The organism is Chloroflexota bacterium (genome assembly GCA_018825785.1).
Lineage (GTDB): Bacteria > Chloroflexota > Dehalococcoidia > JACVQG01 > JAHKAY01 > JAHKAY01.
In genome coordinates this window covers 17869-30090 of the sequence record JAHKAY010000014.1, presented here as the reverse complement: position 1 = coordinate 30090, position 12222 = coordinate 17869, and the positions used below count along the sequence as shown (strand labels likewise).

General features: G+C 61.8%; 12 protein-coding genes. All 12 read right to left on the bottom strand.

The features are described from left to right. Nucleotides 1-15: 15 nt before the first annotated feature. Genes leuB through KJ624_02715 form a run of 12 tightly spaced genes read right to left on the bottom strand, consistent with a single transcriptional unit; the run spans nucleotide 16 to nucleotide 12174 of the window. Nucleotides 16-1107, bottom strand: a complete 1092-nt coding sequence (gene leuB / locus KJ624_02770) for a 3-isopropylmalate dehydrogenase (GenBank protein ID MBU2008764.1) — start codon at nucleotides 1105-1107, stop codon at nucleotides 16-18. Next, a complete protein-coding gene (locus KJ624_02765) occupies nucleotides 1104-1598 on the bottom strand; it encodes a 3-isopropylmalate dehydratase small subunit (GenBank protein ID MBU2008763.1) in 495 nt (164 codons plus the stop codon). The genes leuB and KJ624_02765 overlap by 4 nt, the downstream gene beginning before the upstream one ends. Next, on the bottom strand, nucleotides 1595-2845 hold the full coding sequence (leuC, locus tag KJ624_02760) for a 3-isopropylmalate dehydratase large subunit (GenBank protein MBU2008762.1): 1251 nt from the start codon (nucleotides 2843-2845) through the stop codon (nucleotides 1595-1597). The genes KJ624_02765 and leuC overlap by 4 nt, the downstream gene beginning before the upstream one ends. Continuing rightward, entirely contained in the window at nucleotides 2846-4363 is a 1518-nt protein-coding gene (locus KJ624_02755; GenBank protein ID MBU2008761.1) for a 2-isopropylmalate synthase, read from the bottom strand. It abuts the gene before it with no gap. 17 nt (nucleotides 4364-4380) lie between these two features. Beyond that, nucleotides 4381-5373 (bottom strand): ketol-acid reductoisomerase, encoded by a 993-nt coding sequence (gene ilvC / locus KJ624_02750; GenBank protein MBU2008760.1) that lies wholly within the window; start codon nucleotides 5371-5373, stop codon nucleotides 4381-4383. Nucleotides 5374-5401: 28 nt separating this feature from the next. After that, nucleotides 5402-5935 carry an acetolactate synthase small subunit gene (gene ilvN / locus KJ624_02745; GenBank protein MBU2008759.1) on the bottom strand — a complete coding sequence of 178 codons (534 nt, stop codon included), beginning with the start codon at nucleotides 5933-5935 and terminating at the stop codon, nucleotides 5402-5404. A 33-nt stretch (nucleotides 5936-5968) separates the two neighbouring features. Beyond that, on the bottom strand, nucleotides 5969-6277 hold the full coding sequence (purS, locus tag KJ624_02740) for a phosphoribosylformylglycinamidine synthase subunit PurS (protein MBU2008758.1): 309 nt from the start codon (nucleotides 6275-6277) through the stop codon (nucleotides 5969-5971). Next, nucleotides 6229-7125: a phosphoribosylaminoimidazolesuccinocarboxamide synthase gene (locus KJ624_02735; protein ID MBU2008757.1), complete on the bottom strand. Its 897-nt coding sequence runs from the start codon at nucleotides 7123-7125 to the stop codon at nucleotides 6229-6231. The genes purS and KJ624_02735 overlap by 49 nt, the downstream gene beginning before the upstream one ends. 12 nt (nucleotides 7126-7137) lie before the next feature. Then, complete coding sequence (locus KJ624_02730; GenBank protein ID MBU2008756.1) at nucleotides 7138-8445, bottom strand: adenylosuccinate lyase; 1308 nt, start codon at nucleotides 8443-8445, stop codon at nucleotides 7138-7140. Beyond that, nucleotides 8446-10221, bottom strand: coding sequence for a phosphoribosylamine--glycine ligase (gene purD / locus KJ624_02725; protein MBU2008755.1), 1776 nt, complete (start codon nucleotides 10219-10221; stop codon nucleotides 8446-8448). It lies immediately after the preceding gene. Between the two features lie 6 nt (nucleotides 10222-10227). Then, nucleotides 10228-11331: a hypothetical protein gene (locus tag KJ624_02720; protein ID MBU2008754.1), complete on the bottom strand. Its 1104-nt coding sequence runs from the start codon at nucleotides 11329-11331 to the stop codon at nucleotides 10228-10230. Between the two features lie 57 nt (nucleotides 11332-11388). Continuing rightward, on the bottom strand, nucleotides 11389-12174 hold the full coding sequence (locus KJ624_02715) for a hypothetical protein (GenBank protein MBU2008753.1): 786 nt from the start codon (nucleotides 12172-12174) through the stop codon (nucleotides 11389-11391). Nucleotides 12175-12222: the final 48 nt, after the last annotated feature.

The following is a 12222-nucleotide window of genomic DNA, read 5'->3' as shown; positions in this document are numbered from 1 at the left end:
GAAACCCCCTGTCCGCTACCCCAATCTATCAGCTATCAGCCTGCCCATGTCCCCCGTGCTCACATAGCTGCCGGATGGCCCCATTATATCACGGGTGCGGGCGCCTCCGGCCAGGACGGCCTCCACCGCCTTTTCCACCGCCCGGGCCGCCTCTTCCAGGCCCAGGGAATACCTCAGCAGGAGGGCCACGGAGAGGATGGTGGCCAGGGGGTTGGCTATACCTTTCCCCGCATGTTTGGGGGCCGAGCCGTGGACCGGCTCGTAGAGGCCAAAGGTGGGCTTCCCCGCCTGGGGCACCCCGGCCAGGCTGGCCGAGGGGAGCATGCCCAGGGACCCCGCCAGCACCGAGGCCTCATCGGTGAGGATGTCCCCGAACATGTTCTCGGTGACTATGACATCAAACTCCGAGGGGCGGCGGACGAGCCTCATGGCGCAGGCGTCCACCAGCATGTGCTGGAGCTCCACGTCGGGATACTCCGGGGCCAGCTCCGTGGCAATCTCCCGCCACAGGCGGGAGGACTCCAGGATATTGGCCTTATCAACGGAGACGAGCCTCCGGCTGCGGGTCCGGGCCAGCTCAAAGCCCACCCTCAGGATGCGGACAATCTCCTTCTCTGAGTAGGCCAGGGTATCCACCGCCCTCCGGCCCCGGGGGCTCTGCCAGCGCTTCTTGGGCCGGCCGAAGTATAGCCCCCCGGTTAGCTCCCGCACCACGATGAGGTCCACCCCCTTGAGGACCTCGGGTTTGAAGGGGGAGGAATCCAGGAGCATGGGCCAGGCCCTCGCCGGACGGAGGTTGGCGAAGAGGCCCAGTCCCTTCCTCAGGGCCAGGAGGCCATCCTCGGGCCTCACCTTTGCCAGGGGGTCATCCCACTTGGGCCCCCCCACCGCCCCCAGGAGCACCGCCCGGCCTTTCCTTGCCCTTTCCAGAGTCTCCGGCCTGAGGGCCACCCCGTGCCTGTCTATGGCAATACCCCCCACATCGTCGTAGTGGAAAAGGAACCCGTGGCCGAAGCGCTTTCCCACGGCCTCCAAGACCCTCACCCCCTCCGCCGCCACCTCGGGGCCGATGCCGTCGCCGGGGAGGACCAAAATCTCAAACCTCATTTCCCTGAAAGCTTCCTCCTTGTGTATTCCACCAGGCCCCCCGCCCGGACTATCTCCAGCATGAAGGGGGGATAGGGGACGGCATTATACATCCGGCCCCGGGTGAGGTCCTTTATCTCCCCCGAGGCCAGGTCCACCTCCAGGAGGTCCCCCTCCTCTATCTCCTCCGCCTGGGGGCACTCCAGGGCGGGGAGGCCGATGTTGATTGCGTTCCTGAAGAAGATGCGGGCAAAGCTCTGGGCGATAACGCAGGAGATGCCGGCCCCCTTGATAGCCAGGGGGGCGTGCTCCCGGGAGGAGCCACAGCCGAAGTTGGTCGTCCCCACCAGCATATCCCCGGCGGAGACCTTCTTGGCAAAGCCCTCCCCCAACCCATCCATAAGGTGCCGGCCCAGCTCCCCGGGGTCGGTGGTGGTCAGGTAGCGGGCGGGGATGATGACATCGGTATCTATATTGGCCCCGAACTTATGGGCCCGGCCCTTCAGCTTCACAGCCCCAGCTCCTCAGGCCCGCCTATCCTGCCCAATACGGCGCTGGCGGCCACCACGGCAGGGCTGGACAGATAGACCTCGCTCCTGGTGCTCCCCATCCTGCCCCTGAAGTTGCGGTTGGTTGTGGCGATGGCCCTCTCCCCCTCCGCCAGCACCCCCATATGGCCCCCCAGGCAGGGGCCACAAGTAGGGGTACTCACCGCCGCCCCCGCCAGGACAAATGCCTCCAGGAGCCCTTCCTTTGCCGCCCGGAGGTATATCTCCTGGGTGGCAGGGATGACAATCAGGCGGACCCCGGGGTGCACCTGCCTGCCTTTGAGGATTCCTGCTGCCATCCTCAGGTCCTCTATCCGGCCGTTGGTGCACGAGCCGATGACCGCCTGGTCTATCTGCAAGTCCCCAACCTGGCTCAGGGGACGGGTATTGCTGGGGAGGTGGGGAAAGGCCACCTGGGGCTCAAGAGTGGAGACATCGTACTCCAGCACCCGGGAATAGGGGCCTTCCGAGGTATAGACCTGGAAAGGGCCTTTGGCCCTGGGGCGGAGGTATTCCAGGGTCTTCTCGTCCACGGCAAAGAGGCCCGCCTTGGCCCCCGCCTCCACCGCCATGTTGGCCATGGTGAAACGCCCGTCCATGGACATCTCTCTTATCGTCTCTCCATCAAACTCCATAGAGGCGTAGAGGGCCCCGTCCACCCCTATCTGGCCGATGGTGAAAAGGACCAGGTCCTTCCCCCCCACCCATTTGGGGAGGAGGCCGTGATAGACAAACCTGATAGTATGGGGGACCCTCATCCAGGTCTCCCCGCTGGCCATGGCGCAGGCAATATCGGTGGAGCCCATGCCCGTGGCGAAGGCCCCCAGGGCCCCGTAGGTGCAGGTATGGGAATCGGCCCCGATAACTATCTGGCCCGGGAGGACCAGGCCCTTGTCCGGAAGGAGCACATGCTCAATGCCTGCCCTCCCCACCTCAAAATAGACTGCCCCCTGTTCCTGGGCAAACTCCCTCATCACCCTGGATTGCTCCGCCGAGGGGACGTCCTTGGCGGGGACAAAGTGGTCGGGGACGAAGACGATTTTCTTGGGGTCAAAGACCCGGCCCACCCCCAGGCGGCGGAACTCCTGGATGGCGAGGGGGGCGGTGACATCGTTGGCCAGGACAAGGTCCACCGGCACGGAGAGGAACTCCCCCGGGCTCACCGATTTCCGGCCGGTACGGGCCGCCAGGAGCTTCTCCGCCAGGGTCATTCAGGCGGCTTGCTTGGCCCGGAGGAGGCGGTTGAGGGCATTCATATAGGCCCTGGCGCTGGCCACGATGATATCCGTGGCGGCACCCCTCCCGGTGTAGGTAACCGCCCCGCTCTCCACCCTCACCACCACCTCCCCAACGGCGTCTATGCCTTCGGTTACCGAGTTCACGGAGAACTCCGTGAGCCTGCAGGGCACCTTTACTATCTGGTCAATGGCCTTATAGACCGCATCCACGGGCCCGGTGCCTGTGGAGGAATGGGCCACCACCTGTCCCTCGGGGCCGATGAGCTTGACAGTGGCGGTGGGGACACTGTGGTCGCCGCAGGAGACCTGAACATGCTCCAGGTGATAGACCTCAGAAATGGTCCGCAGCTCCTGGGCCACTACGGACTCAATGTCCCGGTCCCTTATCTCCTTTTTCTTTTCGGCCAGCTCCTTGAAGGCCTGGAAGGCCCGGTTGAAAGCCTCCTCCTTCAGGGTATAGCCCAGCTCGGCCAGGCGCTCCTTGAAGGCATGCCTGCCGCTCAGCTTGCCCAGGACCAGGCTGCTGGCGGGGATGCCCACCTCCATGGGGTCTATAATCTCGTAGGTAATGGCCTTCTTCAGCACCCCGTCCTGGTGGATGCCGGACTGGTGGCGGAAGGCGTTGGCCCCCACAATAGCCTTGTTGGGCTGGACAGCAAAGCCCGTAAGCTCGCTCACCAGGCGGCTGGTCTTGTATATTTGAGCGGTGTCTATACCCGTTGTCAGGTTGAAGAGGTCCTTCCTGGTCTTGATGGCCATGACGACCTCCTCCAGGGAGGCATTGCCGGCCCGCTCCCCAATACCATTGATGGTGCACTCCACCTGGCGGACCCCCCGCCGGACGGCCTCCAGGCTATTGGCCACCGCCAGCCCCAGGTCATTGTGGCAGTGGACGCTGATGGTGGCCTTGCTTATATTGGGCACATTCTGGACGATGCCAGCAATAAGGTCTCCGAATTCCTGGGGTATGGCATAGCCTACGGTGTCGGGGATATTCACCACCCGCGCCCCCGCGTCAATCGCCGTCTCCAGTATCTGGTAAATAAAGGCGGGCTCGGTGCGGCTGGCATCCATGGGGGAGAATTCCACATCATCACAATAGCCCCTGGCCCGGGCCACCATCTCCCGGGCCCGCTCCAGGACCTCCTCCCGGGTCTTCTTGAGCTGATAGTCGAGGTGGATATCCGAGGCAGATAGAAAGACATGGAGCCTGGGCGCTCTGGCCTCTTTCACCGCCAGCCAAGCCTGGTCGATGGCGTCGCGCTGGGCATGCGCCAGGGCGCAGATGACAGGCCGCCTCACCTCCCGGGCGATGAGGCGCACCGCCTCCAGGTCCCCCGCGGAGCTTATGGGGAAGCCGGCCTCAATGACATCCACCCCCAGGACATCCAGCTGCCGGGCTATCTCCAGCTTCTCCTGAGGGTTGAGCATAGCCCCTGCCGCCTGTTCCCCGTCCCTTAAAGTGGTGTCAAAAACAATAACCCTGTCCACTGGAAACCCCTCTCAGGTCAGGCCTTAAGCCAGGGCATCATGGCCCGGAGGCGGGCACCAACCTGCTCTATGAGGTGGGCCTGCTCCCGCCGCCGGTGGGCAGTAAAGCTGGGCTGGCCTGCCTGGTTCTCCGTAATCCATTCCCGGGCAAAGGTGCCTTCCTGCACCTCCTTCAGAATCTGCTTCATGGTCTCCTTCACCCGAGCATCTATCACCCGGGGACCCCGGCTGTAATCGCCATACTCCGCCGTATCGCTTACCGAGGCCCTCATGTAGGAGAGGCCCCCCTGCTGTATTAGGTCCGTAATGAGCTTCAACTCATGGAGGCACTCAAAATAGGCAATCTCGGGCTGATAGCCCGCCTCCACCAGGGTCTCAAAGCCCGCCTTGACTAGGGCCGAGACCCCACCGCAGAGGACGGTCTGCTCCCCAAAGAGGTCGGTCTCCGTCTCCTCAGCGAAGGTGGTCTCAATGACCCCAGCCTTGGTGCAGCCGATGCCCCGGGCATAGGCCAGGGCTATGCCTTTGGCCTTCCCCGAGGCGTCCTGCTGCACTGCCACCAGGGCGGGGACGCCTATGCCCTGGGTGAAAAGCTGGCGCACGCGGGGGCCTGGGGCCTTGGGGGCCACCATAATCACGTCCACCTGCGGGGGCGGGACAATCTGGTGGAAATGGATATTGAAGCCGTGGGCGAAGAGGAGGGCCTTACCCTTGGCCAGCCCCTTCTCCACAGCGTTGAAATAGACCTCCCTCTGGAGATGGTCCGAGACCAGCATGGCCAGCACATCCGACTTGGCGGCCACCTCTGCGGCAGGGGCAGGCTCGAATTTCGCTTCCTCGGCTTTCTTCCAACCCGGGCTCCCGCGGACCTCCGCCACCAGGACCTGAATGCCGCTATCCCTCAGGTTCTGGGCATGGGCATGGCCCTGGCTGCCGAAGCCCACCACCCCCACCGTCTTGCCCTTGAGTAGCCCCAGGTCAGCATCCTGGTCATAATAGACTTTAGCCATAGTCTTCCTCCTGGTCTTATTTGCGGTCTTACCCCAGAGGGGGGTTGTCTGCAATGTCTGGAGGGCTTTTCTTCTTCTCCTGGAGGCCCCGGGACATAGCTATGCACCCGGTGCGGGCCAGCTCCTTAATAGTAAAGCCCCGCAGGAGGTTAGTCAGAGACTCCAGCTTGCCCTCGTCCCCGGTGGCCTCCACAATCAGGGAATCGGGGGCCACATCCACGATATTGGCCCGGAAGATGTCCACTATCTGCATTATCTCGCTGCGGTTCTGGGGGGTGGCCTTGACCTTGATGAGGGCCAGCTCCCGGGATACGCTGCTGGCGCCGGAGACATCAAAGACCTTGACCACATCCACCAGCTTCTCCAGCTGCTTCCTTACCTGCTCCACCTCCGCCTCCTCCCCACCCACCACAATGGTCATCCGGGATAGGCCCGGCTGCTCGGTGTGGCCCACCGCTATGCTCTCTATATTGAAGCCCCGGCGGCGGAAAAGGCTGGCCACCCGGCTCAGCACCCCAGGCCGGTCCTCCACCAGGGCCACCAGGATACGCCTCTCCCCCATTTGGCGTAAATATAACCCCTGGGCTGCTTCCTGTCAAACAGCCGGGGTCTCCTCCAGCTCAAAACGGTAGTTCTCAATGACAGGGTTGGCCAGAAGCTGGCGGCACATCTCCTCCACCTCTTTCCTCGCCCTCTCTTTGCTCCCCCCGTCCAGCCATATTTCCAGGTATTTCCCTGCCCTCACCTTCCTCACCGAGGAGAAGCCCAGCACTTCCAGCCCCCCCTTGATGGTTAGCCCCTGGGGGTCATTCACCGTGGGCTTCAGCGTTATGTACACCTTAGCCACAAACAACTTCAGATGAGCTCCTTTCCAGTAAGCTTCTTGTAGACCTCCCGGTAGCATTCCGAGGTCTCCTTAATGAGCCAGTCGGGGAGGGCGGGGGCTGGGGGTTCCTGGTTCCACCCCGAACTCACTAGCCAGTCCCTGACAGGCTGCTTATCATAGCTGGGCTGGGGCCCCCCGGGGGAATAGCGCGCCCGGTCCCAGAAGCGGCTGGAATCGGGGGTGAAGAGCTCGTCTATCAGGATGAGCCTCCCTCCCAGGAGGCCAAACTCCATCTTGGCATCGGCGATGATGATGCCCCGCTCCAGGGCATACTGGTGGGCCAGGGAGTAGAGGGCAAGGCTCTTCTCCTCCACCTCCCGCGCCAGGGCCGGGCCCAGGCTCCTGGATATTTCCTGGGGGGTGATGGGCCGGTCATGCCCCTTTTCTTCCTTGGTGGTGGGGGTAAAGAGGAGCTGGGGCAGTCTTTCGCTCTCTTTCAGGCCCGGGGGAAGGGCCTGGCCGGACACCTTCCCCTCCCTGGAATACTCCGCCCAGGCCGAGCCGGAGATATAGCCCCGCACCACGCACTCCACGGCCAGCCTCTCTGCCTTCTTCACCAGCATGGAGCGGCCCAGGAGATAGAGGGGAGGCTTCTTTCCGGGGACCAGGCCCTTTAGCTGTTCCGGTGCCTGGAGCAGGGCGATGAGGTGGTTGGGGATGATGCGGCTTGTCTTCTCAAACCAGAAGGCCGAGAGCTGGGTGAGGACCTTGCCCTTGTCCGGGATGGCATTGGGCAGGACCACATCAAAGGCCGAGATGCGGTCCGAGGCCACCATGAGCAGCCGGTCCCCCAGGTCGTAGTTGTCCCGCACCTTCCCCCGGTGAAAGAGGGGCAGGGGAAGGTCAACCTTCAGGAGGGTGGACAATGGAGCAACCGTTCAGGCCCGGGCCGGCGTCCCCGCCAGCCCCAGGCGCTGGAAGACTTGGCCCACATACCGGGTGTAGTAGCCGTAGTCAAAGAGGGCCTCCAGGTCCCGAGAGGAGAGCTTCACCCGCCTGTCCCCTTTCAGGAGCTCCAGGAAGGGCCTCCCCTCCTTCCAGGCCCTTGTGGCATTCTCCTGGACAATCCGGTATGCCTCCTGGCGGTCCAGGCCCTTCTCAATCAGGGCCAGGAGGACCCGCTGGGAGAAGATGACCCCCTGGGTCCGCTCCAGGTTCTCCTTCATCCTCTGGGGATAGACCTGGAGCCCCTTCATCACATAGGTGAAGGTAGCCAGCATGTAGTCCAGGGCCAGAGAGGAATCAGGGAAGATGATGCGCTCGGCGGAGGAATGGCTGATATCCCTTTCGTGCCAGAGGGCGATGTTCTCCAGGGCGGTGAGGGCAAAGCCCCGGAGGAGCCGGGCCAGGCCGCAGACCCTTTCTGAAAGTTCCGGGTTCCGCTTGTGGGGCATGGCCGAGGACCCCGTCTGGCCGGGCTCAAAGGGCTCCTCCACCTCCAGGACCTCGGTGCGCTGAAGGGACCTGACTTCCGTGGCAAACTTCTCCAGGGAGGAGCCGATGAGGGCCAGGGTGGTGATGAACTGGGCATGCCTGTCTCTCTGGACAATCTGGTTGGAGATGGGGTCGGGCTCCAGGCCCAGGCGGCGGCAGGCGAGCTCCTCCACCTCCGGGGGGACTGTAGCATAGGTGCCCACCGTCCCCGATACCTTGCCCACCCCCACCATCTTCCTGGCCTCGGCCAGGCGTTGGCGGTGGCGCTTGACCTCCTGGGCCCAGAGGGCCAGCTTGAGGCCGAAGGTAGTAGGCTCGGCATGGACCCCGTGGGTCCGGCCCATCATCAGGGTTCCCTGATGCTCCCTGGCCCTGGTCTCCAGCACCTCTAGGAGCTGCCCCAGGTCCCTTTCCAGGAGGTCCGCCGCCTCCAGGAACTGGAGGGCCAGGGCGGTGTCTATTACATCGGAGGAGGTGAGGCCGAAGTGGACAAAGCGCCCCTCTTCCCCCAGGCTTTCCCCCACCGCGCGGAGAAAGGCGGTCATATCGTGGTGGGTCTCCTTGAGGTGGGCTTCAATCCTCTTCAGCTCAAAGCGGGCCTCCCGGGCTATCTTATCGGCAGCCTCCTTGGGAATGGCCCCCAGCTCAGCCCAGGCCTGGCAGACGGCGACCTCCACCCGGAGCCACTTCTGGAACTTGTTCTCCTCCGACCAGACCCGCTTCATCTCCGGCCGGGAGTAGCGCTCAATCACTCACGCCTCCTGGAGCCGCTGGCGGTAGTTTTCCAGGGCCTGGCCTATTTTATCATGCTTTAGGGCCAGGATGCGGGCGGCAAAGACGGCGGCATTGCGGGCACCGTTGACCGCCATACAGGCCACGGGGACCCCCGGCGGCATCTGGGCGATGGCCAGGAGGGAGTCCAGCCCCTCCAGCTCCGAGGTGGAGAGGGGGATGCCGATAACGGGCAGGTCTGTCCAGGAGGCCAACACCCCGGGGAGGTGGGCGGCCATCCCTGCCCCCGCTATTATCACCTCCACCCCCCGGTCCCGGGCGGTGAGGGCATACTCCCGCACGGCATCGGGCTGGCGATGGGCGGAGAGGGTCCTCACCTCACAGCTTATCCCCAGCTCCCGGAGCATGTCCAGGCAGGGCTGGACATAGGGGGAATCGGTCCGGGAGCCCATCATTACTCCTACCAGAGCCATCAGACCACCTCCTCTAAGATCATCCCGGGGCCCCCCAAGAAGCCTCGAGGCCTTTTGGGGGCCTATCTCCTCCACAAGGGCTATATCCCGCCGGTAGTGACAGCCTTCAAAATGGATGAGGCCCACCCCTTCATAGGCTCTCTGCCGGGCCAAGGGGACGCTCTCCCCGAGGCCAACAACGGTGAGCACCCTGCCTCCATCCGTGATGACCTGGCCGTCCCTTGCCCTGGTCCCGGCATGGAAGCCCAGGACATCAGGGGGCAGCCGGTCCAGGCCAGAGATAGGATACCCTTTCCTGTATTCCCCTGGGTAGCCCCCCGAGGCCATCACTACCCCCACACAGGCCCTCTCCGACCAGTCTATCTTGGCCCTGTCCAGCTCCCCGGCAACGACGGCCAGCATGATGTCCAGGAGGCCGGTCTCGAGGCGGGGGAGCATCACCTGGGTCTCGGGGTCGCCGAAGCGGCAGTTGAACTCCAGCACCTTCGGCCCCTCCCCGGTGAGCATGAGCCCGGCGTAGAGCACCCCCTTATAGGGCCTCCCCTCCCTGGCCATGGCCTCCACCGCCGGGCGGAGGACGGCGCTCTCTACCTCCTCCATAAGCCCGGGGGGCAAGAAGCCTGGGGGGGTGTAGCCCCCCATCCCCCCGGTGTTGGGACCCCTGTCCCCGTCAAACACGGGCTTATAGTCGCAGGCGGGGGCCATGGGCACCACCGTCCTGCCATCGGTGAATGCCAGGAGGCTGACCTCCCTCCCCGTGAGGTATTCCTCAATGACGACCCTCTCCCCGGCTTCTCCGAAGGCCCGGGCCACCATAGCCTGGTGGAGGGCCTGGAGGGCCTCCTCCCGGTTGCGGGCCACCGTTACCCCCTTCCCCCCCGCCAGGCCATCGGCCTTGACCACCAGGGGGAAGGGGTGGGACTCCGCATAGCTCCGGGCCTGGGAGTAATCTTCAAAGACCACGCCCCTGGGACAGGGGATGTGGTACTTCTCCATCAGGCGGCGGGCGAAGACCTTGCTGGCCTCAATCTGAGCGGCGGCCCGTGAGGGCCCGAAGACCTTGATGCCCAACCCCTCCAGGTGGTCGGCAATCCCCGCTGCCAGAGGGGCCTCCGGCCCCACCACCACCAGGCCTATTCCCAGGCGGCGGCAGGCCTCCCCTATGGCAGGGATATCGTTGGCCCTGATGGGGAGGTTTGTCCCCAGGCTGGCCGTTCCGGCATTTCCCGGGGCGATAAACAGCTCCTTTACCCCCGGGCTCCGGGCCAGCTTCCAGGCCAGGGCATGTTCCCTCCCCCCGGAGCCGACAACAAGCATCTTCACAACAAATCACCCAGCCTTTTGCATCACCAATATGCGCTCATATTTGGTTGTTCTTGTTCCTCTCCTTGAGCGCCGAATGTCGGGTATCTCGTCCGAATAAATGGACTTCGTAACCATTTGACCTTCACTTACTTCGAGAGCCAATTCCGAAATGACACTAGCCGTATCCTTTCTAGCCCCATTACGCTGAACATCCCCCAGTATAAGGACACAATGCCCCCCAGTCCTTAAGACCCTGCCCATTTCTGCTAAGGATTTTGCCATTTGAGGTACATAGACCTTGTCGTTAGCTGTGAGAGAGCGGTCCAATTGCTTCCAGTCGGAAGTACCGAGAAACCAAAGTCTAAGCCTATTGTCCCTTGCATAATCCAGCGCGCCAAAGTATGGCGGGCTTGAAATGATAGCGTCAACACAGTCACTGGCTAGCGACAGATTCATGGCATTCTCTTGCAGAACCTTCCATGAAACCTCTTCCATAGGAGGTGCAAACATAGTTTGCCGATAGGCTCGTTCCACTTTGGCTAACAGTCTTGACCCTAGATCTCTGTAGCAATACATGTGAGCGAATAGTTCGCGAGGGTACTTCTTGACACGTAAGTATGGAGTCAGGTGGCTTGCCGGGTAGGACAGGAAGCCCGGCCGAACATGATGAAGGATGCCGAGGAGGCAGGCCATAAGGAAGTAGTCCTGACGTTCCCTCAGAACATCAAAACCCACGAGAACCTCTTTGAGCGTTTGAGGATGGAAAAACTTGCGGACCCAATCGGGAGCACTATTGCACTCAACAGTAGGCGCGCGATGCTCGATTTCTTGAATAGCCTCCTCCGCTTGACGCAGAGCATCATGTTTGCTTTTCGGCGCGGAAAGCTTTCCTCTTGTTATCACATACGCATATGGGCTGAGGTCATTGGCTACTGCATGTCGTCCCATCAGTACAGACTCTAAAGGCACGACCCCAGAGCCGCAAAACGGGTCAAGAACGATATCACCGGGCTGAGAGTATAGGCTTATTAATACCCTAACCATGCCCGACTTAAGCTTCCCGACATAGGGAGCCAATTGATGCATCGAGCTTTCCCTGGCATTGAAGGAGCCGGCCCAGACGCTCACATCTAACTCAAGACTGTCCCCCTGAAATAGTGTTAGTTGGTCGCCTTGTACCATGGCCTACCTTGCGGTTCTCCTAACTTCAAGTAGGTGGCCTTTGTGAAAGATTTTAGTTTCTCTTAACGTGCGTGTCTCGCCCTGGGTCAAACCAATAGTGACCTGCCATACGTGGTCCTCAAGACGGCTTGAGGTTACGCCGTGCGCTTCAAGGATTCTCGCAGGCAGGCGGAGGCTGTCCAGGTTGTGAGGGGGAGGATTTGGATCTTCCTTTGATGGCATTGTTTGCGGCAAGAGAAAAATGTCTGGAGCAACGCCGAGTTCTGTGGAAGGCGTTTTACCTTGGTACTTGGGACAAACGCGAAGCGAAGTATTGCACCGACTGTCTTTGAATATTATAGCATCAACATGTTTGCCACGTTTGACCATTTCGCTTGACACTCTGTTGAAAATGATGGCGGCCGCTCCGTGAGACGGCTGATTAACAATAGCTCCATCAAGGTGGCACCACAGGATGAACTCGTTACACCAAAGGGGTCTGTCAGATATATTTATGCTGTTACCTTCTCCACCCTTCACCTCTACGGCGGCCATCTCCTTCGGCTTCTTTGCCATCATAACCTGGAAATCAAATCTCTCGTGCGGCCCTTGCGGCTGGTATTCGACAATTGAACCACCTTGCCTCATTCTTTCAAGAACACGTCCTACAAGGCCTTGCCTTTGAGTGAGTGACGAGGCGATGTAGGTCCCCCTGATGCTCTCAACAGCGGATCGAAAAACCAACTTTGGGTGATAGTCCTCTGGTATCAGTCCGTGGGCTACAAGAATATCCGGGTGCTTCGCATCCAAGTGCTGCAGAAGCTCAATCGCAGGTTCTATTTGATTGGTGGCATTGGG